The organism is Desulfosoma sp. (assembly GCA_037481875.1).
Taxonomy (GTDB): Bacteria; Desulfobacterota; Syntrophobacteria; order Syntrophobacterales; family DSM-9756; genus Desulfosoma.
On the sequence record JBBFKY010000002.1, the window covers coordinates 373512 to 394880 of the forward strand.

18 protein-coding genes are annotated in these 21369 nt (G+C 52.4%); 7 read left to right on the plus strand and 11 right to left on the minus strand.

Annotated elements, in window-relative coordinates; genetic code table 11:
• The first annotated feature begins 242 nt into the window (after positions 1-242).
• The 4 genes from WHS46_04475 (at position 243) to WHS46_04490 (ending at position 3215) form a co-directional block, all read left to right on the plus strand.
• Positions 243-2066 carry a hypothetical protein gene (locus WHS46_04475; protein MEJ5347927.1) on the plus strand — a complete coding sequence of 608 codons (1824 nt, stop codon included), beginning with the start codon at positions 243-245 and terminating at the stop codon, positions 2064-2066.
• A 417-nt stretch (positions 2067-2483) separates the two neighbouring features.
• Positions 2484-2636, plus strand: a complete 153-nt coding sequence (locus WHS46_04480; GenBank protein MEJ5347928.1) for a hypothetical protein — start codon at positions 2484-2486, stop codon at positions 2634-2636.
• A gap of 204 nt (positions 2637-2840) precedes the next feature.
• Positions 2841-2993, plus strand: a complete 153-nt coding sequence (locus WHS46_04485; GenBank protein ID MEJ5347929.1) for a hypothetical protein — start codon at positions 2841-2843, stop codon at positions 2991-2993.
• A gap of 3 nt (positions 2994-2996) precedes the next feature.
• Positions 2997-3215, plus strand: a complete 219-nt coding sequence (locus WHS46_04490; protein MEJ5347930.1) for a hypothetical protein — start codon at positions 2997-2999, stop codon at positions 3213-3215.
• Positions 3216-3348: 133 nt separating this feature from the next.
• Here WHS46_04490 and WHS46_04495 read toward each other — a convergent pair whose 3' ends face one another.
• Positions 3349-4161 (minus strand): MvaI/BcnI family restriction endonuclease, encoded by an 813-nt coding sequence (locus WHS46_04495; protein MEJ5347931.1) that lies wholly within the window; start codon positions 4159-4161, stop codon positions 3349-3351.
• The gene (locus WHS46_04500; GenBank protein MEJ5347932.1) at positions 4158-5078 is read right to left on the minus strand and encodes a DNA methyltransferase; all 921 of its coding nucleotides are present in this window, start codon (positions 5076-5078) and stop codon (positions 4158-4160) included. Before WHS46_04500 ends, WHS46_04495 begins: the two co-directional genes overlap by 4 nt.
• Before the next feature lie 1199 nt (positions 5079-6277).
• On the opposite strand from WHS46_04500, the gene WHS46_04505 reads away from it, so the two are divergent.
• Positions 6278-7510, plus strand: a complete 1233-nt coding sequence (locus WHS46_04505) for an anion transporter (protein ID MEJ5347933.1) — start codon at positions 6278-6280, stop codon at positions 7508-7510.
• Here WHS46_04505 and WHS46_04510 read toward each other — a convergent pair.
• Positions 7496-8065, minus strand: a complete 570-nt coding sequence (locus WHS46_04510) for an isochorismatase family protein (GenBank protein MEJ5347934.1) — start codon at positions 8063-8065, stop codon at positions 7496-7498. The genes WHS46_04505 and WHS46_04510 overlap by 15 nt on opposite strands.
• 1385 nt (positions 8066-9450) lie before the next feature.
• Here WHS46_04510 and manA point away from each other — a divergent pair.
• A complete protein-coding gene (gene manA, locus WHS46_04515) occupies positions 9451-10695 on the plus strand; it encodes a mannose-6-phosphate isomerase, class I (GenBank protein MEJ5347935.1) in 1245 nt (414 codons plus the stop codon).
• 107 nt (positions 10696-10802) lie between these two features.
• On the opposite strand, the gene WHS46_04520 is transcribed toward manA, so the two are convergent.
• The 8 genes from WHS46_04520 to WHS46_04555 form a co-directional block, all read right to left on the minus strand.
• Complete coding sequence (locus tag WHS46_04520) at positions 10803-11396, minus strand: TetR/AcrR family transcriptional regulator (GenBank protein ID MEJ5347936.1); 594 nt, start codon at positions 11394-11396, stop codon at positions 10803-10805.
• A gap of 24 nt (positions 11397-11420) precedes the next feature.
• Positions 11421-12572, minus strand: a complete 1152-nt coding sequence (locus WHS46_04525; protein ID MEJ5347937.1) for an acyl-CoA dehydrogenase family protein — start codon at positions 12570-12572, stop codon at positions 11421-11423.
• 19 nt (positions 12573-12591) lie between these two features.
• On the minus strand, positions 12592-13734 hold the full coding sequence (locus WHS46_04530) for an acyl-CoA dehydrogenase family protein (protein ID MEJ5347938.1): 1143 nt from the start codon (positions 13732-13734) through the stop codon (positions 12592-12594).
• A 246-nt stretch (positions 13735-13980) separates the two neighbouring features.
• Positions 13981-14817 (minus strand): MaoC/PaaZ C-terminal domain-containing protein, encoded by an 837-nt coding sequence (locus WHS46_04535; GenBank protein ID MEJ5347939.1) that lies wholly within the window; start codon positions 14815-14817, stop codon positions 13981-13983.
• Between the two features lie 403 nt (positions 14818-15220).
• The gene (locus WHS46_04540; GenBank protein MEJ5347940.1) at positions 15221-16045 is read right to left on the minus strand and encodes an SDR family NAD(P)-dependent oxidoreductase; all 825 of its coding nucleotides are present in this window, start codon (positions 16043-16045) and stop codon (positions 15221-15223) included.
• Between the two features lie 95 nt (positions 16046-16140).
• Complete coding sequence (locus WHS46_04545) at positions 16141-17796, minus strand: class I adenylate-forming enzyme family protein (protein MEJ5347941.1); 1656 nt, start codon at positions 17794-17796, stop codon at positions 16141-16143.
• Positions 17797-17822: 26 nt separating this feature from the next.
• Positions 17823-19019: an acetyl-CoA acetyltransferase gene (locus WHS46_04550; GenBank protein ID MEJ5347942.1), complete on the minus strand. Its 1197-nt coding sequence runs from the start codon at positions 19017-19019 to the stop codon at positions 17823-17825.
• Between the two features lie 15 nt (positions 19020-19034).
• Positions 19035-20495, minus strand: coding sequence for an OB-fold domain-containing protein (locus tag WHS46_04555; GenBank protein ID MEJ5347943.1), 1461 nt, complete (start codon positions 20493-20495; stop codon positions 19035-19037).
• A gap of 184 nt (positions 20496-20679) precedes the next feature.
• Here WHS46_04555 and WHS46_04560 point away from each other — a divergent pair, with 184 nt between their 5' ends.
• On the plus strand, positions 20680-21201 hold the full coding sequence (locus WHS46_04560) for a hypothetical protein (protein MEJ5347944.1): 522 nt from the start codon (positions 20680-20682) through the stop codon (positions 21199-21201).
• Positions 21202-21369: the final 168 nt, after the last annotated feature.

A 21369-nucleotide genomic window follows, 5' to 3' on the forward strand; every position in this document is an offset into this window, starting at 1 on the left:
TCACACCTTCGTCACCTTCACCAACTAACAGGCTTTGCCAGAAGCCTTCGGCCGTCGACGGAAGCCCAAAAAGAACTCTGAAGCTTCAAGAAACGATGGCTGAAACGATGCTCCAACGCCCGTAACTGCAGAGGAAAGGGGGTGACGAAAGATTCTTGAATGACTCGTGGATCTTAAGCTCATAAGCACCATAAAGGAACTGTCTCACAGTCACAAACACTTGTTTCAGGAGGCGTAAAGGCATGGAATTCAGAAAGAAATTCCTTTCCGTGTTCGTAGCGGCTTTCATCACACTGGCTCTTATGCCATCCGCTTTCGGCGGCCACCTTCAAAAAAATCCCGGGAAATGGCTGACGGGCGATTTTCATCAGCACACTTACTTCACAGACGGTAGCTGGCCCATGAATGATCTGGATTCAGAGGGAAAACCCGTGATGAGTGCATTGCCGTTTCCCTTGCCCTCCGGTTACAAACAAGGCGTTTTGCCCACAGGGTACCGTTTCGGTCTTGATTTTCAGGCTAATTCCGAACACGGCGGCAAATTCAAACGCGATGGATTCGGAAAGAACTGGAACACCTATAGCCCTAACCCGATTCTCGGGGATGGTGCCGGTGCCGGCGCCACCGATATGTGGCGCTGGCAATCGTTGATTCCCACCTCAGACATTCCCGGGTACACCGCCGCTTCGTATTTGGGAGCCTATGATTGGTTGACGCAGATTCGGGCCAACTACCCGGACAAAATCACCATAACCGGTTTGGAGTGGAATGTTCCCGGTCATGAACACTGCAGTACCGCGATTATCGCGAAAGATGCTCTTCCCATCGCCGAATTTGAATATCGTTTTGACAGTAGAGACACTGACGGCACCTTGACTACGACCACTGCCACGATCATGGGATGGACAGGAAAAAAGCAAGATAGCGAATACACGCTCGCTTACCCTGAACTTGGACTGAGCGCTGCTCACGAAAAGGCCATTGATGCCGTCAAGTGGATGCAAGCAAACCACCCGACAAGCGCTTGGATGATTCCGGCCCACCCTGAACGCCGGGGTTGTGGCGGTGTGGACAACCAGGGTTACACGATTGCAGCCTTTCGTGACATGAATGACAACGGTCCAACGGTGGCCTTCGGCTTCGAGGGAGTTCCCGGGCATCAAAAATCTTCGCAGCGTGGGGAATTCGGAGACTCGTCCTGTGGGAACGGGACCTACGGAGGTGCAGGAATTTACATAGCTCAGGTAGGCGGCCTTTGGGACAACCTCTTGGCAGACGGACGTCGTTTCTTCACCTATTCCAATTCGGATTTTCATGATACACGCAATGATTTCTGGCCTGGAGAATATCAGAAAACCTATGTAAAAGTCAAAAGTAAAGGTCCGAAAAATAATATTGTCACTGAACAAGATATTGTCGATGCATTACGATCGGGTAATTCTTTCTCCGTGAGTGGCGACTTAATCAATGAACTGGACTTCAGAATTTTCCCTGGAAACTCCGTAAAAAACCAAAGCGACTCGAACAGTGCCACGATGGGTGAAACCTTGTATGTGGGCAAAGGGGAAAAAATCACCATACTCATCAGGTTCAAATCCCCGCCTTCCAACAACTGCCAAGCCGGAGTTAACGCCTCTGAGAACTTTAACTGCGCTGACTTTCCTCCGGTAGTGCACCATGTGCAATTGATCCAGGGTTTCGTTCGACCGACGCGAGCGGCAAAATTTCTTGCGGATGGCGTAACCCCAAATCCGGAGTACAATGCGATAGACCCAACGGTGGCCCGTGTCGTCAAGGTTTTTGACGCAACTTCTTGGTGGACCGATGCTGAAGGGTACACAACCATGACGTACACGGTCCCGCACGTTCTGCAGGACATGTTTTTCCGCATCCGCGGCACCAACCTCGGTTATAACGTGGTCAAGCAGGATGCCAACGGCAAGGTGATTTACGGAACCGATGAAATGGGGAACCCGTTAAGAAATACTCCCGGCACCAACAACGCGGATATGGCCTGGCAAGACCTCTGGTTCTATTCAAACCCAATCTTCGTTACCGTAAGGTAGTGCATTCACTCTAAAATCGGGCGGGGAATCCATGAAGGTTTCCCGCTCGAGACTTACTCCTAGGGTTTCCCTCTAACTATGGCTGACCAGCCGTAATGGCTTAATACGGTTCTAGAAAGTGCGTTATTAGGATAGCCCGTTAAGGTTTTATTCAACCCTAAGCTTCTCTAAGTCTCTCCCAAACGTCTCTATTAACCTTGGAGCCCCAGAACCTTCAACACAGCCACGATCAGGACTGAATTCTCAAAAGTCGCAGGATCTTGAAGGAACCTGCAGGAACATAACTCCTGGCAACGCCTCCTGGCTGATTTCGGTTCTGCATTGGCCGCACAAGCACGTCGGTGTATACATGACCGGTTCTGAGGCGTAAGGGGGCCGCAAGATATGCGGCAAGGTCGGTTGAAGGGAATAAGAACTGTGCAAACAACCGTTATTGGCTTGTTCTTGATAGCTTACATCGGAGTGGCTTTGGGAAGGATTCCCGGTCTGGCTTTGGATCGAACGGGTATTGCCCTCTTGGGGGCCATGGCCATGGTGGCCATCGGCGCCATGAACACGAACGAGGATTAGACCTCCAGTGGACTACCATTTTAAAGGCAATAAAGGCAAGTAGAGTGGAGCACGACCGTTCTCGTGCCAGGATCTCAATGGGTCTTGTTCTCCGTCGGAATCCCTTGTTGAGCCTTTCCATCATGTTGGTCGTTCTCAACAAAATCCATGCTTCTTCAGGGAAGTTGAAAGAAGTCAGGCAGGCTTCCAGGCCCTTTTCCAAACATGCGATGGCGGATGGTACATCTTTTTCCCACACCTGCCCAACTCCTGGCGCAGAAACAGGCGTCCCTCAAGCAGGGACAGGAACTGGCGGACCAGCTCAAGAAAATTGCGCCGAGCGGCGGGCTGCATGACCTCACCATGGACGAGCTGTAGGAGATGGCCAAAGCCAAGGGCGTCTCCCTCAACATGACCAAGCAGAACGTGTTCGACCAGCTCGACGAGTTGGAACCCGATGTCGATTACAAGGCGCTTCAAGGGTTGACCCTGATCGACGCCAAGGAGAAGTACCACATCGGCCTGCCAAGAACAAGCAACAGCTTGGCAAGGCGCTGGAAAAGACGGCCGGTGACCTGCCTGTCGCGGCTACGACGCTGACAGGGGAACGGCGGAAAAGGCGAAACAGGTAAAGATGAGATCTGTTTAACGGCATTGCGCTCGGCCGCCATGAAGCGAGGAAGCGAAGCGACCGAGCGGGCCGGCCGACTGTAGCGAGTTGTTAAGGTGCTAGTCATGACAATTGAACTTCCTCAACTGATGTATATAGTTTATGCCAGTGATTCTGTCTGATTCTAAATTTCGTTCCGTGGTTATGCCCCGTTCGCGCATCAAAATCCACCAGAACTACGCCTTCTTCAATACATTTTAGAAAACCATCAAAAGAAAAGCCAGACAAAACTAAAAGTTTCATGTACTTAAAGAACTCATGTCTCTGTTCGACTTTAGTGTCTGCTATCACGTAGAAGCAATTCTTGACCTTGGCCCCTATTTGATATCTCAAGTCATCTAATCCCCAATATGGTTCAGGGTTAAGAGGGCCAAGACCCACCCGTTGTTTAACAGATGCTAACCAGTTGGCAATTTCTGGATTGCTCCTATCAACTTGAGATGCGTCAAACACAAAACGAAGCTTTCCTTGCTTTCTATCTAAGACCAATCGGAATCCTCGGTTTGTAAAACTTACTGCACTTGTCGTTGATCTGAAGCTCTTTTCGGTTTTTGGGTACTTTCTTCCTGCTTCTTTGTGTTCCCATCCGTACAGAGGTAGCAAAACATTTGTTACTATCTTGGAAGCTTGGGGAGAAGGCTCTATGTGCTTTAGTGTAACCAGAGACCTCGTGTGCAAGCGCTGACCTTTGAGTTCCCACTCCTGCATATTGGGAATGGGAAGATTGTTTTCCTTAAGCTCAAGTAGATTCTCTAAAGTATTGCCGACAGCACCATCGTTACGGGTGTCTATGGTATTCTTGACACTACTATGCCAGGAGCTTGCGCTAATCTCACGGATCGCCTCTATCAACTCAGCTTTGGTATAGAGCTTCATCTCGGTGGCCTCCAGAAATCCAAGAGATACTCGAACGTTGTGCCCATGGTGATGTAATTGCTCGGCCATCCGAATATGCCTACGTTGTTTACAATATTGGTCCTATCCCAAATGATGATGTTCCTGAGCTCATACCCTCTCTTTCGCAGCTCCTCGATAAGAGCGACATGAATTGTGATACGCCGATCTTCCCACCACATATCAGGGACGTTGATAACACAACGACCCTTTGGTCTTAGCAAGGGCAATAATGCCTCAAAGATGTCTCCCATAGCTTTGGTGTACTCTTCAAGCGGCATAGTGCCCAAATCGCGCGGGTCTTGTGAGTATTGCTCGATTCTTCCTAACTGTTCATTGCGTCTGTCACGTCTAGACTTGTTGAGACGCTTTCTATTCAACAGGTTAGCATAAGGAGGAGAAGTCCAAATTAAACTGACCGTTTCAGGGTCTAAGTAGGCTGGAATATTTCTTGCGTCGTCTTGAATAGCTAATTGCTGAGCAGTGTTGAACAAGTTATTAGAAGCCAATCGTTTTACGCAAAGATCAATATACTTTTCTTGAAGGTCAAACCCGATCGCATTTCGATTTAGATCTCGCGCTGCTACCAGTGTCGTACCACTTCCCACGAATGGGTCAAGGACAAGTTCGCCTTGGTGCGTAAAGAGACCGATCACTCTTTTCGAAAGGGCAATTGGGAAAGTAGCGGGATGGACGTTTTTGTCTCTAATGTCCCTGCCCTCATAAACGAACTGCCACACCCCAAGCTGACACTTGATCCACTGCTTTGCGGTCAAACAATTTATGTGATTGGGTGGGCATGCGCAGGTTCTTGTATAGCCAATCGGTATCTTGGAACGATAGAGACTTTGGGATTCGCTTACGAAGAGCGGCAAGGCTAAAGTTTCGTTTTGACTCATCACCAAATTCGCCTCCATGTTAACCGATATGAGACAACAATGTGAGACAATCTGTGACTTCCTCCCCACCCCTAAAGGGGTGGGGCTTCCTGGCGACGGCTGCATGCACCCGCCAGGTAACACCGGTACAAACGACCCTTTTTGACCCGTTACCGGAGGGTCTCCCGGAGGGCACCGTCACTTCCGTCCCGACTACTCCAGGGGCAGGGCTTTTTCTAAGCCGCGGTCCTTGGAGATACTTGCACAAGCCTACACTCAGACAGAAAAAACAACCTATTTTCCCTTTTCAACCCGACCGCCGCTCTGATCCCGTCCCCTAAAGGAGACGGGTCTTCCCGCGGTGGGTTTGTAAATGTATCGTGATTCTGAACCCCATTCTTGCAGACTTTCAATACGCTCCTAGCAAAAGCGTATCCTCCAACGATGTTGTGCGGAGGACTGCATGCATGTGGCTGTGCTCTCGATACGCTCCAATCAAAAGCGTGTCCTGCAACATTATTTAACGTTGTAACCTACGATGTAAATAACCAACTTTCAATACGCTTCAAACAAAAGCGTATTCTGCAACTTTTTTCACTCGGTAGTGCTTTCAATACGCCCCAGCAAAAGCGTATCCTGGAACTGTGGTGGATTTGCGGGTTCCTGACGGCCCGTACACTCTCAATACGCTTCAAACAAAAGCGTATCCTACAACCTTTACACAAAACTTTTTACACCACCCGGCTATGGCCTGGCAAGACCTCTGGTTCTATTCAAACCCAATCTTCGTTACCGTAAGGTAGTGCATTCACTCTAAAATCGGGCGGGGAATCCATGAAGGTTTCCCGCTCGAGACTTACTCCTAGGGTTTCCCTCTAACTATGGCTGACCAGCCGTAATGGCTTAATACGGTTCTAGAAAGTGCGTTATTAGGATAGCCCGTTAAGGTTTTATTCAACCCTAAGCTTCTCTAAGTCTCTCCCAAACGTCTCTATTAACCTTGGAGCCCCAGAACCTTCAACACAGCCACGATCAGGACTGAATTCTCAAAAGTCGCAGGATCTTGAAGGAACCTGCAGGAACATAACTCCTGGCAACGCCTCCTGGCTGATTTCGGTTCTGCATTGGCCGCACAAGCACGTCGGTGTATACATGACCGGTTCTGAGGCGTAAGGGGGCCGCAAGATATGCGGCAAGGTCGGTTGAAGGGAATAAGAACTGTGCAAACAACCGTTATTGGCTTGTTCTTGATAGCTTACATCGGAGTGGCTTTGGGAAGGATTCCCGGTCTGGCTTTGGATCGAACGGGTATTGCCCTCTTGGGGGCCATGGCCATGGTGGCCATCGGCGCCATGAACACGAACGAAGCGATGGATGCTATTGACATTCCTACCATTCTTCTCCTCTACGGCCTGATGGTTCTTTCCGCTCAATTCCGTCTTGCCGGCTTTTATACCTGGACGGCTCTTCGAATCGCCGGTTGGTTGGATCATCCCAAACGTTTTCTTTTGTCGCTTATGCTGATCACGGCCGTTTTTTCCGCCGTTCTGGCCAATGACATCGTTTGTTTGGCTTTCACTCCGGTGCTTACCGTGACCCTGGCTCGAAAGTCTCTCAACCCGGTCCCCTTTCTCATCGCTGTTGCCGTTGCCAGCAATATCGGTTCTGCGACCACCATCATCGGGAATCCACAGAACATGCTTATTGGACAAGTGGGTCAACTGGACTTTCTGAACTTTTTTCTCTGGAATATACCCGTCGTGGGGATTTCGTTGTCGGCCGCGTACGGATTGATCGTTCTTTTGTCCCGCAACCGAACCGTTTTGAAAGAACCTCTTCCTCAAGAGGCTCTAAAAGAAGCCTGGCCTTCCTTTGACGGCCATCAGGCTCGCAAGGGTCTTTTCTACACAACGCTGCTCATTGTTCTTTTCTTCTCGCCTGTTCCAAGACATGTGACGGCTCTGGCCGTGGCGGGATGCCTCCTCTGCAGCCGCAGAATGAAAACCCGATCCATCCTTGGGCTCGTGGACTGGCATCTCATCACTCTCTTTTGCAGCCTTTTCATTCTCGTCGGTGCCGTGGAGAAAGCGGGGCTTCCCCGCATGCTCATGGACAGTTTGAACCATCACACGGTGCACATCACAAACCCATACCTGCTCACTTTGATCTCCGCGCTCCTTTCCAACCTGACGAGCAATGTGCCGGCGGTCATGCTTCTTTCCAAATTCCTTCCGGCACATGCCGACGAGCTTTGGTACATTCTCGCCGCCTCCAGCACCTACGCGGGAAACCTGGTGACCATCGGCAGCATCGCCAACCTTATCGTGATCGAAGAAGCCGCCGTCCTTGGCGTGACCATCTCTTTCAAGGAACATGCACGATACGGGATCCCTATCACCCTGGCATCCCTAGCAGCGCTTTGCTTCTGGATCTGGCTTTCAAAACCTTTTTAGAATGGGCAGAGCCTGTCGAAATTGGGGTGTTCCGGCTCGATTCAGCCATTCAAAGGTGATCATTTCCGTACTGGTGATGACAGCTCCGGCTTTGTCCAACCGTTGTAACCCGATGGAACGGTTGTGTTCGCTGCGGCTGGTGACGGCGTCACTGACCACATGAACCGTATATCCTAGACGCACCCCGTGCGCTCCCGTATGAAAGATACACACATGCGTTTCAATACCGGCAAGAATCAGGGTCTTACGTCCGCATGCGGCAACTGTCTGAGCCATGGCCTCGTTTTCAAAACAGCTGAATTCCAACTTATCCAGGATGAGGGGGTCAGAAACCTTGGACGTCAGTTCTGGAAGGAACGGCCCAAGCTTTTCGGCGTTGTGCTGAGAGAAAAGCACGGGAACATGCAGTACGGCGGCCATGTCCAGCAGAGCCGTGACGTTTCGGACCACGTCTTCTTTGTGAACACAGAGATCCAGCATCACTTTCTGCAAATCCACCAGGAACAACAGACTGTCTTCTGGACGAACGAATTGAGCATGTACGTTGTCGCTCATGGCTCCTCCTCGTGATCACCCCTCTTCAACCAAGAAACATATTGGGGCGGCCCCCTATATCCGCCCCAAACAACCATGCCCTTTGGCAGATTTCGGAGCGCACACCACCGTGCGTTCTCCAATTTAAATCTCAGCGGCCGATAGAACCATCGGTGACCTCAGACCTCGCACAACCATTCCTAACACTTCCAAGAACCGCTCCAAAACCTGTAAGAAAGATTAACCCCGTTGGGATGCGCCTCCCCGTTTTTAGACTCAAACTGGGTATACTCCGTTCGCAAGTCGGAAACCCTCCATACCTTCTTCGATCATTAGAGTCTGTATACCAAGATCCATGGCTCAGGCGTTCCAGCGGACACCGACACCGACGCGAAACATGACTCGACTATCGGCTGGTCCAGAGAGTCCGCTGTCAAACCGGGAAAAGATGATTCATTAAGAAGGTCATTTACCTCCAGATCCATCCGGTCCTTCACTTTATGTTCAGCCCCGATAGTGATTGGCCGGAGATCTTTCCAGTTTTTGTTCTTGGTGGCACTGGTTAGGCGCCACGAACAGCATCCTCATCATTGATTGTGACTTCGCAATAACTGATCCATCCATTCGAATGGCACCCAATTCCACTAAAAGTCAATCCATTGGGGTGAAGGGCCCACACCCCAAAAGAGCACGTCCGGAAGGCCAACCCAGGCTTCGGCTCCGGTGCCCTTAAATCAGGGGGAAGCGGCGGGTAGAAAAAGCCTCGATGTTGAAGCCGCAAACTTTGTGAATTCTGCCTCACCATCGAGGTGTTGTTTCACTTTGCTGGGATAAAACGCTCCCACAGCCAACCAATCCATAGGTTTCAGGTGCCGCCCAAGTCTGAACCCGTAGCCGAAGGCGTTCTTTTTAAGGTCGTTGTCTATATCCAGAGAATTGGTGCTGGGATCGTTCCCGTTCGCCGAAAAACCAAGAGCTTTTCGTCTGGTACGAAAGCCGCCTAAAACAAAAGGTGCCGTTGCATAGATTTTTTACTTCAGGGTGGAGTCCAGCCACATGACTTCAACGCAGGCAGCCATGGACGCCTTGTGATTGGCCTTGATCGCCACGTTAGAATTAAAGCTCAAGATCTGAATCACAACACTTAATTGTTGTCACGGCCCCACCAGTTTTCGTCGAATTCCTTTCAAGATTCCGGTCCCCAACCGGCCCGTCTTGACCACCTCATACTTCAAGGCATCGAAATGATCCCAAAGGCAACTCAAATTATGATCCCGTCATCACGTATTTGTGAGAATCTTGGGAATACAGACTCACCCTAGCGAAGCCCCTAGAGGCGGTCAATGGGAAAGTGATAAAAAGAATGCGTTCCTAGGCCGTGCCAGCCACTCAAGAGAGGAGGTTTCATGACAGCATCCGCGCGTCTAATCCAATGTCCTTATCGCCTGAAGAACCCTGTACGTCATTACGAGTGGGGAGAACGAGGCCCATCGGCCTTTATTGCCCGGCTTTTGAAAGTAACTTCTCTTGAAAAACGGCCCTATGCCGAACTGTGGGTCGGAGCCCACCCATCGGATCCATCGTTCTTGGAATTTCCCGACGGATCGAAAATGCCTTTACCGGAAGCCATTACCCGGTGGCCTCTGGAAATCATGGGGTCTCGAGTGACACAAGACTTCGGCGGCTCTTGGCCTTTTCTTTTCAAAATCCTTTCTGCGGCGGAACCTCTTTCCATTCAAGCGCATCCAGACGCGACACAAGCTCGGCTTCTTCATTTACAGGACCCTCTTCACTACCCGGATCCCAATCCCAAGCCGGAAATCGCGGTAGCACTTTCACGTTTTAAAGCTCTTTTGGGATTCAAACCTGTTGAAGGCTGGTATGAAGTTTTTCGAGTCTTCTCTGAAGTCGCCACCTTTTTAGAGGCCGATTCTCTTCATTCGGACCGAGGTTCGGGTTTCCTCAAAAAAGCCTTCTCTCGCCTGCTCAAAAAAGCCCAAAAGAATAAAGACGCCCTGGCTTTCACCGTTACGGCAACCGCCAAACGAATCCGAGAGGCTCCAGAACCTTTCGGAACCATGGCCGACCTTTTTCAGGAACTTATGGCAAAATACGGCCCCGCCGACGTCGGACTTCTCGTGCTGCTCTTCCTGAATCCCGTGGAACTTTTGCCAGGCCAAGCTATTTTTTTGGCACCAGGTCTTCCCCACGCCTATCTTGCTGGAAACATTGTGGAATGCATGACCAATTCAGACAATGTGATTCGCCTAGGACTCACCCCTAAACACAAGGACTTCAACGCCATGCTCCAGGTGTTACACTTTGAACCTTACAAACCCCTTATCATGACACCAAGCCAGGGCTCGCATACAGCCTACAAGGTTCCCTGCGAAGCCTTTGAAATCCACCGCTGGATCCTAAAGGCGCGGACGAAGATCCCCATGCAACGACCGGAAGGCCCGGAAATCCTTTTCATTATCCAAGGACGTGGTGAAATTGTCTGGAACGCAAACAATGCCACCGGCTCTATCCCCTACCACAAGGGGCAGTCTTTTCTCATCCCGGCCTTCCTTCCAGACTACACCGTGATCCCGCACACGCAGACCCTTGCCTTTACGGCGCAGGTCCCTTCGACAGCTTCTCGGCCGTAAAAGGTACTGATAAATGGGCTTGCATCCATGCGTGCACAAGCCGACTTTCTGCTCATACGACCGATTTCTCTTGTTTCGGAAAGACGAGTTCCTTTTAAAAGGCTGCGTCACGACACAAGCATGCCGTGAAGAAAGAGATCGGCGATTTCCTGGACAACTTCTTCCAAAGACAACGGCCCCTCAGGGTTAAACCAAAAGTAGAGCCAGTGCAGGGAGCTGATGAGAGAAAAGGTCATGACGGTGGGGTTGATGCGCCGAACGATTCCCTGATCCATCAAAGACACGAGAAACGCCCGCAACTGATGCACATTTTCTTTTTCCTTATCCAGGATGATCCGCTTTTTGTCTTCCGGCAGATATTCCATATCGTGAAACAGGATTTTGTTGAAGTTCTCGTTTTTAAGGTAGGTTTTTGAATATTCTATAAGGATATCGGTTAATTGTTCCTTCAAAGATTTGTCGGAAGCAACATTGCGGGCAATGGCTCGACGCATGTTTTCCACCAGCTCATCGGCGGCCTCCGTGCAAATACGAAAAAGAATCTCTTCCTTGTTTCGAAAATGATGGTACAAGGCGGCCTTACTGATGCCGACGCGAGCGGAAATTTGTCGAGTACTGGCCGCCTCGTAGCCTTTTTCGTAAAAAAGCTGGCGGGCGGCCTTGAGGATCTCGGCCGCCGTATCTTTCCTGTCTTCCTTCACGCAAAGCCTTTCCTGAAAGAGTTCTTAACCTTTTGCGTATTCCTTGAGCACGATCTTGGCGATGGTCATTTTTTCCGCTTCTTTCGTGCCTTCGTAAATTTCCAGGATCTTAGCGTCCCGGTAAAAGCGCTGCACATCGTATTCATCAATATAGCCGTAACCGCCATGGAGCTGCAATGCCTTGTCCGCCACCCACACAGCGGTTTCACCGGCGTAATACTTGGCCATAGCGCTTAATTTCGGGTCGATTCGTCCCTGGTCCACCATCCAAGCTGCTTTGTAGGTCAGTTGTCGAGCCAGCTCGATGCGTGTGGCCATTTCAGCAAGCTGGAACTGAACCCCTTGAAAATTGGCCAAAGGCTGCCCAAAAGCCGTTCGTTCTTGCACGTACTGCGCGGCCTTGTCCAAAGCCCCTTGGGCAAGCCCTACCCCTTGGCCGGCCACCATGGCGCGCGTGGTGTTGAAAAAGTCCATGAGCTGATAGAAGCCGTTGCCTTCCTGCCCCACCAGGTTTTCCACGGGAACCTTCACATCTTCAAAGCTGATTTCCGCCGTGTCGCTGGCGCGAATACCCATCTTGCCGTGAATCTTATTGCGCGTGATGCCGGGAGACTTGGCATCCACAATGAGCAGGCTGAAGCGCTTGTGGCGTGGAGCGTCCGGATTTGTGACACAAAAGACGCAAAAATAATCGCAGACCGTTCCGTTGGTGATAAACATCTTTTGACCGTTCAAAATGTAGTGGTCTCCTTCACGAACGGCTCTGGTACGAATACCCGCCACATCTGTTCCCGCATTGGGTTCCGTATAAGCGCCGGCGAAAATAATCTCACCTGAAGCCAACTTGGGAAGATAGGTTTTCTTCTGTTCTTCGGAACCGTAAAGGTAGATGTTTTCCGACCCAAAACAAGCGGCGGTGATCAGGCCGATGCCCATATCGATGCGACTGAATTGTTCGGTGATAATCGTGTTGGCCAGAAACCCTGCCCCCGCACCCCCATATTCTTCTGGTATCCATGCCCCGATGAATCCATATTCGCAGGCTTTTTTCCAAACTTCACGTGGAAACTTTTCTTCCCGGTCACATTCCTTGGATACCGGAGTAAATTCTCGAACGGCGAATTTGTAAGCTTCTTCCTTCAAGATTTTAAGTTCTTCAGGCAGATCGAAGTTCATCTTCCCCTCCTTTGGGTCCTCAAATGAGTTGCATGCGCTTGGCCACAATGAGTTTCATCACTTCGGTCGTTCCCGCAAAGATCGGAATCGGCCGCACATCGCGATAAAATCGACTTATAGGATATTCTTCCATGTACCCGTATCCACCGTGGAGCTGGACACATCGGTAGGCCACTCGGTTGGCCATTTCCCCGATCCAGGCTTTTCCCATGGAGACGTCCGTCACGATATCCTTTCCGGCCATGTGGTCGGCGATGAGACGTTCCAAAAAGGTACGCCCAAGCTTCACTTCTGTGGCCATATCCACGATGGTGAAAGCGTTGTGCTGAAAGGACGCTATGGGACGTCCAAAGGCCTTGCGCCCTCGAGCGTATTCCACGGTCATGGCGAGCATGGCTTCCGCCATGGCCTGGCCCATAATGCAGGCCATAAGACGCTCCTGCTGCAGGTGATCCATCATGTGGTAAAAGCCGCGGTTGAGCGTTCCCAGAAGATTTTCCGCAGGCACGCGGCAATCGTCAAAGATGAGTTCCGCCGTATCCTGAGCGTGCAGACCCATTTTTTTGAGCTTTCGGCCTCGCTGAAAACCGGGGGCTTCACGTTCCACACAAATGAGGCTGATGCCTTTGGCACCGGAATCCACAGCTCCTGTACGGCACGCCACAATGACCAGGTCCGCCAGAATGCCATTGGAAATAAAGGTCTTCTGGCCGTTAATGACCCAATGATTCCCAACCTTTTCGGCTCGAGTGCGAATGGAGGCCAGATCGGATCCCGCATCGGGTTCGGTCATGGCCACAGCCAAGACGATTTCTCCTTGAGCCGCCCCTGGAAGCCATCGTTTCTTTTGTTCTTGAGTACCTAGGGCGGCGATATAGGGAGCTACGATGTCACTGTGCAACGGCGCCATCAAACTTACGGCCCCCGCTTTGGCCAACTCCTCGGTGATAATCACCGAATAGAGAAAATCCGCTTCACTTCCACCGTATTCTTCGGGAAGCCACGGGCACAAAAATCCGGCCTTTCCCATGGCCCGCCACACATCCCGGGAAACCATGCCCTCCTCTTCCCAACGCTCTATGTGCGGCGCCACTTCCCGTTCCACAAATCTTCGAAAGGATTCACGAAAGATGTGGTGCTCTTCGCGATACAGTCCCTCCATGCCTTCTCCCTTCCCTTGCGGTCACCGAGGGGGATTTCCCGGGTGATCCGTTCGCGCCTCTTATGCCGCACCCAAGGCGCGTTCGTCAACGCACGAATCCCACTGTGTTTGCCTCAGAACGGCCATTTAGCTGGGAGCGCCGGCCTCCCCAGCCCGGCTGTGGTGCGGATCGGAGGCCCCTGCTTCCAGGAAAACCGTGAGCTTCCTTTATTGTCGGACACCCTGAAAGCAGCCTAACAAGAAAACTCAGCCCACTTCGGCCAGCGCATGGGAAAGAACCACGGCACGTTCCGTGGCCGCTTCAATCACATAGCGTCCATCGCCCAGAGACCATCCACGTGTTGTGATGGTGTCTCCGGGATAAACCACGTCGGCGAACCGCACCTGAAAGGATTTGAAACGGGCCGGATCTCCGCTGCAGGCGCCTTCAAGGATCGCTCGAGTGGCAAAACCGAAAGTACATAGTCCATGGAGAATCGGTTTGGGAAAGCCGGCCGCTTCCGCAGCTTTAGGATCGATATGCAAGGGATTCACATCCCCTGAAAGACGATAGATTGCCGCCTGGTTCGGCGAAGTTTTGTAGGAAATATCAAAGTCCGGACTCTTATCTTTCGGCACCGCAATGGCCTCCGCCTTGGGCCCGGGATCGCCGCCCCAGCCACCAAGCCCACGACAGAAAAGGCTCATCCTCGTCTCACTGATCATCGTGCCTTCTTCGTCCTTGGTGAGCGTTTCCAGAACCACCAGGGCAGCCTTTTTCTTGTCATAGATGCCGCTCACCTTTACGGTACTTAGAAGCTTGCCCGAGGAAGGCAGAGGTCGGTGCAGCCGAATGGCTTCTTCACCGTGAAGGACTGTTTTGAGATCAATTTTCAGCCGATCCAAAACTTCAAAAAAAGGATGAAAAACAGGAATGACCGCATAAGACGGGCAGACCTTGAGGCCTCCTGGAGTGCGTTCATACACATAGTCCAAATCCGATGCGCCAAAGCCGATGCCCAAATGGTAAAGAATGATATTTCGCCAATGCATGGAATGTTCAAAAGGACCAAGGCTCAGCCCCACTTGACTGACATCAATCATGGATCACCTCCTGGGAAAAATCCTTGTTCGCCGACGCCCGGAATACGGGCTGTTCATCCCAAAAATCATTTCGATCGCCGGATCAAAAACCGAATCAGACGCCAAACCGCCACGGTTATTCCGTAACAAACCCGGGGCCTTTTGGGGCGGACACATCGGTCCCCCCTACAGTCCAGCCAGGCCATTCCCAAATCCACCCCTCACCTTACGATTTCCCCATTCACGATTTACGATTTCTCGACTTCGCCCTGTCACCTTCCAAGGCTGGCCGTTCCCAACATGCCGCCCGTTTTTTCGAGCGACACATCGGTCCGCCCTACAGTTCAGCCAGGGCATTCCTTATTCCAGCGGGCGACTTAAGGACCTAATGAGTTACGATTTACGAGTTTACGAGTTCACACCTCTACCAGCCACCTGTCACCTTAATCACCTGCCCGGAGACATAGTCGGAAAGGGGTGAGGCCAGAAACAGCATGACTCGAGCGGCCTCTTCGGGAGTTCCCGGGCGCCCCAGAGGGATCATCATACGGAAAGCTTCCAGCTGGTTTTTGGGCACTCCGATGGCGATCTTTTTGCCATTTTTTTCCAGCACTGTATCTTCGGCCTTGGGTTGGGTGAGTCGTGTTTCAATCCAGCCATAGGCCACGGCGTTCACGTTCACATTGAGTCGTCCCCATTCCTTGGCCAAGGTTTTGGTGAAACCCAAAATCCCAGATTTGGCTGTGGAATAGTTGGCCTGACCGGCGTTGCCGTCCGTACCCGCAACCGAACTCACGTTGATGATCTTTCGCATGACCACACGGCCTTGTTCCGCTTCCCTTTTGGCGTTTTCTCGAATGTATGGCGCTGCGGCCCTCACAATGCGAAAAGGAGCCGTGCAATGCACCTTGAGCATGGCTTCCCACTGCTCATCGGTCATTTTATGGACCACGGCATCCCAGGTATAGCCTGCATTGTTGACGATCACATGGATGTCCGGCCCAAAGGCATCCACAGCGGCCTGCACGAACTTTTCTGCAAAGCCGTCGGCGGTTACATCACCGACGACGGCGACGGCTTGCCCACCTCGACTTTGAATTTCTCGAACCACTTCCTGAGCCGGCTCCGCATCCAGATCGCTCACGACCACTTTGGCTCCCTCCGACGCAAAAAGCAATGCCGCCGCTCGACCAATGCCACGGCCGGCTCCCGTAATCAAACACACTCTCCCTTCCAGCATTTTTTCCATGGATTCTCCCTCCTGCTTCCCTTCCAGTGTTCTCCATCCATGATCGCTCTTGGTTTGTTCGCTTTCGTCTTGCTCCATGGAATCGCGAAATCCGCTTACATGCCTAGTTTCTTTCGTATATCCTTGCGCAGCTCTTTCTTGAGGATTTTCCCTACGGGATTTCGAGGAATGGCCTCCACGACTTCCAGGTGTTCCGGCAGTTTGTAGGTGGCCACGCCTTGTTCTTTCATGTAGCGAGTCAGATCTTCCAGAGTGATCGTCTGTCCGGGTTTAGGGACCACGTAGACGCAGGTTCTTTCCCCAAGGTTCTCGTCGGGCATGCCGACCGCGGCCACGTCCTGAACGGCCGGGTGAGCCAAAAGAACATTTTCCACTTCCTGAGCGCTGATGTTGTAGCCTCCTCGAATGATGATGTCCTTTGCCCGTTCAAAGAACTTCAGGTAACGATCGCCGGAAATTTGAAAGAGATCGCCTGTGCGAAAATAACCTTCGGTGTCAAAAGCGTGAGCATTGAGATCGGGTCGTTTGAAATATCCGGGAATCACGTTGGGACCCCGGTAGAGCAGCTCCCCAACGGCCCCGTTTTCTGTGAGTTCTGTCCCGTCGGGACCCACCACCTTGGTTTGGACGAATTTGGCCATAGGGGTCGCCCATTCGACGCCGGGGACTCCGTAACGCGGCAGGTGATCCACACGAACCGCCATGTCCGGCACTTCTTGCACTCCGGAAACCAACGCCGTGCCTTCGTTCTGGCCCCAGATGTTTCCAATGTCCACATTCCAGCGTCTCTTGAATTCTTCCATGGACCACAAAGAAGGAGGAGCCGATCCCACGGTGATCACGCGCACCGAACTTAAACCCACTCCCTGAGCCGCAGGATGTTTCAAGATAAGATTCACCACGGCCGGCACCAAAAGTGTGTACTGAATTCGTTCCTGAACCATTTGTTTAAGCAAAAGCTGAGGATCAAAGGGATGGTGCAAGACCACGGTTCCGCCGAAACGTAGCCAGGGTACATAGACAGTGCCTATGGAAGCCATGTTGACCAAGGGACCGGCGGTGAGCATGATATCGCCGGGTTGCATGCCGCTTGCCAAAGCAATGGCTGCCTGACACCTCCAGTTGTTATGGCTCAAGGGGCATCCTTTGGGTTGAGCCTCCGTGCCTGAAGTCCAGCAGATGGTAAAAATGTCGTCGGCATCCACACGAACAAGATTGAGGCTCGGATCCGGCTTTTCCTGAATCATCCGCCTTACGTCGTCATAGGTATAAACTTTTTTGAGGGTCGGAACCTTTTGGGCCACTTCTTCGGCCATGGCTCGATGCTCAAAACCGTGAAACTGTTCCACGGTGATGATGGCCTTGGCTTCCGTGAGTTCCGCCACGTAGGCGACTTCTTTGGAGCGCCACTGCATGGGCATGGGAGAAATAACACCACCCGCTCGAGCAATAGCCAGGTAAAGCATGGCCAGTTCCCAGCAATTGGGTAATTGCACCAACACAATATCGTCTTTGTCGATACCTTCGGAGCGAAGGGCGGACGCCGTCGCCTCCACCGCTCGATCGAAGTCAGCGTATGGGATACGTTCGGGCCTTGTTCCCAGGAGCGCTTCTTTGTTCAGAGGATCGATGATGGCCGTTGCCTCCGGCATATCACGGGCATGCTGCTTGAAATCATCCAAAAGGGTTCGGCTGCCCCAACAACCTTTGCGGGTGTATTCCTTGATGCGTTCGGGTGAGGCGAGAATCAAGAGGCTCTCCTTTTTGACCAAGTGGTTTAAAGGCCGAAGATACCGACACTGCACACACTGAACGATGGAATACCGCCCAGGTTATGGGTGAGACCCAAGCGGGGATTCGCAATCTGGCGCGGGCCGGCCCGATGCAACAGCTGGTTGTAAACCTCATAGATCATCCGTATGCCGGACGCTCCGATGGGATGCCCGAAACATTTGAGTCCTCCATCGGATTGGCACGGAATCTTTCCTTCCAGTTCAAAAAAGCCGTCGTTAATGTCCCGAATGGCACGACCTCGTTCGGAAATCTGCAGGTCTTCATAGGTGACCAGTTCGGTAATGGAAAAGCAGTCGTGCACTTCAAGGACGCTCAATTCCTCGCGAGGTCTCGTGATCCCGGCTTCCAGATACGCCCTTTTGGCCGCTTCGGTGGTGGTTTTAAGGTAGGTGCCGTCCCAGCGTGTCGTCAGCATCTCTTCGCCGGAGGTGGCGGCGATTTGGAGCGCTTTGACGAGCACAGGGGTTTTTCCTAAACCACGGGCCACATCCGGCGTGGTCACAATGGCAGCGGCCGCTCCATCACTGACACCGCAGCAATCGAACAAGCCCAAAGGCCAGGCGATGATGGGGGCTTTGACCACCTGTTCCGGAGAAACCTCTTTACGCAGGTGTGCCTTGGGATTTAACGCCCCGCAACGATGACTCTTAGAGGAAATCCTTGCCAAGGCCATTTTGCCTTCTTCCGGCGAAATGCCGTACTTGGCGAAGTAGCGTGTGGCCATGAGCGCAAAGCCGCCGGGCGCCGTAAAGTTAGGAAGAATGAAACGGTTCAAAGTGCCCATGGCCGTGTCGAAGCCGGGAAGACCTCCGTACCCCGTATCTTTCAGCTTTTCCACCCCAAGGGCCAAGGCGATGCGGCAGGCTCCCGAAGCCACAGCGTAGCAGGCTCCACGAAAGGCTTCAGTGCCCGTGGCGCAAAAGTTTTCTACACGGGTGACGGGAATGCTTGGAAGTTTCAGCGCCTGCGCCAAGGGAATGGCGCTTTTGCCCACATTCACCTCATCGAAACAGGTGCCCAGCCAAGCCGCTTCAATCTCCTTCTTCTCTATGCCCGCATCCTGCAACGCTTCCGAGAAGGCTTCCACCATGAGGTCTTCGGCTCCATCGTTCCAGCGTTCTCCGAACCGAGTGCACCCCATGCCGATAATCGCCACTTTGTCTTTGATTCCTGTCGCCATGGTTCTCCCCCTTCTTTACTTACGCGCCGATGCCACAGGAACGGCCTTCCAGAAATAGGTGTGAAGGCCGCGCTGAGGGTCATGGTATTTGCGTCGAAGATGCAGTTCCACCGGCTGATCCACATGAAGGGACTCCAAGGCGCAATCAGTGAAATCCAGCATCATGCGCCCTCCCCCTTCAAAGTCCACGATACCGTAGATCTGCGGCGGATCCAGGCAGAAAGCCAGGTTGTCTCCCGTGTAGCTGAAGATGCGACCGGGTTTATCGGAAAAAAGGTAAGGTTCCATCTCATCCACCGCCTGGCATTCTCCGATGGCACAGATGCGCTGGGGTGGAAACTGGGGCGTGCCGCACCGACGACACCGAGATCCCTCCAATCCCAAAATGGTCCGCCGATACCGCCACTGCACCGAGAGGGGTGTTTCCGCCTGAAATTCGCCTCGAAGCCCTGTTTCCACGGGGACCATTTCACGAAAGGCTAAAGCTTTTTCGTAAGAATCGAGCAGGGATCTGCGGGCCAAAAGGGATTCGAATGTCCAGGCAGGTTTGAAAGAAGCGGCGGCTTCGGTGACCCGAAAGTGGAGCACATCCACGCCACTTCCGTATCCAACCACCAGGATGTGCTCTCCCGGGGAAGCCGATTCCAAAACGCGGCACAGCATGAGGAGGGGATGAGCCGTTCCAGTATCTCCCACCTGAGCCGCAAGAGAATCGGCCACCTTTTCGGCAGGAAGTCCCAGCTTGGCGGCAATCAAGCCGTGTTCCCTGGGATACGGGCAAGGGTAAATGACCGTAGAAAAAGCCTCTGGTGAGAGCTTTTCCCGAGCGAGATAATCTTTGACGGCTCGAGGAATGAGCGACACATAGCCCTCGTCCCGAATCCAACGTTCTTCCCAGGATCGCGCTATTTTCTTCTCGTTTTCTCGAACCGGCCCTGGAAAATCGACACTTATGGATAAGGACCCCACCAGTTCGGCGAGAACACCATCGGATCCCATCAGGAGGGCCGCTGCACCGTCTCCGAAGAGGAATTCTTCGGGACCGCCCATTTTGGCACGCCGTGCATCGGCCGCCACAGCCATCGCTCGCATCGAAGCCCCGCTCGCCACATGGGCGGCCGCTGCAAATACAGCCGATGTGCCGGCTCGGGTCGATCCCGTCACATCCAAAACGGTGGATGTTTCCGAGAGGCTTAAAGCCTCCCGTACAATGGCGGCGTTCTGACGTTCCGCGTAGGGGAATGTGGACGATGCGGCAAAAAGAGCGGTGCAGGCGGGATCGGGGTGAAACCGGCAGGCGTTTCGCGCCGCCGCAGCCGCCAATGTGATGGCGTCTTCGTCCGCACCCGCCACGGCCTTTTCCCCACCCCCTAGAGCCCATAGGCTGGGATTGATCCAGGCCATGGCTTTGGCGATCGTTTTCCTCTCCAAGCGATACCTGGGTAGAAACGCCCCGTAAGCAACAATGCCGACCATGAAAACCTCCTCCTTGGTTTCGAGTGCAAGAAACCCTTTTGGGCCACGTTCTAACCGAGCGCTCGTTCAGTTCCTGACAGACATGAAGGTGGATGTCAAGAAAAAGTTAGGGCTTGGGAGAATGAACGGGTCGGGGGTAGAATAGGAAAGTATGGTATCGCTTATGGGCACTAAGGGGTTCTCAATGGAGATGCGAAAACTCTCCATGGTTCAGGAAACGGCTTCGCATGTGCAGCAGGCCTGTCGCCTCTACGAGGCTCTGGGGGAGGAAATCCTTACCGATGAGCCTATAGCTCGAGCGCTGGAAGCCTACAGGGCGGCCATTCAAAGAACGCGAGCGGCTTTTGCCGATGCAGGCATCTTTGAAGCGTGCGGCGTCTGTGCGGCGCATGTTTTTGGAGGGTGCTGTTTTCCGGACATGGAATGGAACTATACGGTGGTGCATCTTCTCATCAATCGATTGTTGGGTTGCCGGCTTCCCACGCGTCATGCCCACGAGGACCAGTGTCTCTTTCTCGGCGATAAAGGCTGCCTTCTTACGGCCAAGAACCATTTTTGCCTCAACTACTTCTGTCAGGACATTCAAAGAAAGCTCGGACCCACAACCATGAAGGCCATTCTTCAGGTGGTGGGAGCCGAAATCATGGCGGGCTGGCACGTAGAACTTCTTCTCATGCACCGTTACCGCCCGGATCTCTTTGTCTAACACCTTTAATCGACAAAGTTCACACCACCGGAACGTCCTGCTTTTTTCGAATTCTTGCCTTTCACAATCCTCACCGATCGCTGACCTTTGTACCCAAAGTCGAAGTCTTCCCTCAGCATGGTTCGTTCCGCAGCTAGAAGACCTGGCTAAGATCTTCGCTGAAATCCC

What these genes read in the sequence shown, in the direction of transcription:
- WHS46_04495 (MEJ5347931.1), bottom strand. Translation starts at nt 4,161, where the DNA reads ATGAAGCTCTATACCAAAGCTGAGTTGATAGAGGCGATCCGTGAGATT.
- manA (MEJ5347935.1), top strand. Translation starts at nt 9,451, where the DNA reads ATGACAGCATCCGCGCGTCTAATCCAATGTCCTTATCGCCTGAAGAAC.
- WHS46_04525 (MEJ5347937.1), bottom strand. Translation starts at nt 12,572, where the DNA reads ATGAACTTCGATCTGCCTGAAGAACTTAAAATCTTGAAGGAAGAAGCT.
- WHS46_04485 (MEJ5347929.1), top strand. Translation starts at nt 2,841, where the DNA reads ATGCGATGGCGGATGGTACATCTTTTTCCCACACCTGCCCAACTCCTG.
- WHS46_04510 (MEJ5347934.1), bottom strand. Translation starts at nt 8,065, where the DNA reads ATGAGCGACAACGTACATGCTCAATTCGTTCGTCCAGAAGACAGTCTG.
- WHS46_04555 (MEJ5347943.1), bottom strand. Translation starts at nt 20,495, where the DNA reads ATGGTCGGCATTGTTGCTTACGGGGCGTTTCTACCCAGGTATCGCTTG.
- WHS46_04560 (MEJ5347944.1), top strand. Translation starts at nt 20,680, where the DNA reads ATGGAGATGCGAAAACTCTCCATGGTTCAGGAAACGGCTTCGCATGTG.
- WHS46_04500 (MEJ5347932.1), bottom strand. Translation starts at nt 5,078, where the DNA reads ATGAGTCAAAACGAAACTTTAGCCTTGCCGCTCTTCGTAAGCGAATCC.
- WHS46_04540 (MEJ5347940.1), bottom strand. Translation starts at nt 16,045, where the DNA reads ATGGAAAAAATGCTGGAAGGGAGAGTGTGTTTGATTACGGGAGCCGGC.
- WHS46_04475 (MEJ5347927.1), top strand. Translation starts at nt 243, where the DNA reads ATGGAATTCAGAAAGAAATTCCTTTCCGTGTTCGTAGCGGCTTTCATC.
- WHS46_04535 (MEJ5347939.1), bottom strand. Translation starts at nt 14,817, where the DNA reads ATGATTGATGTCAGTCAAGTGGGGCTGAGCCTTGGTCCTTTTGAACAT.
- WHS46_04550 (MEJ5347942.1), bottom strand. Translation starts at nt 19,019, where the DNA reads ATGGCGACAGGAATCAAAGACAAAGTGGCGATTATCGGCATGGGGTGC.
- WHS46_04530 (MEJ5347938.1), bottom strand. Translation starts at nt 13,734, where the DNA reads ATGGAGGGACTGTATCGCGAAGAGCACCACATCTTTCGTGAATCCTTT.
- WHS46_04490 (MEJ5347930.1), top strand. Translation starts at nt 2,997, where the DNA reads ATGGCCAAAGCCAAGGGCGTCTCCCTCAACATGACCAAGCAGAACGTG.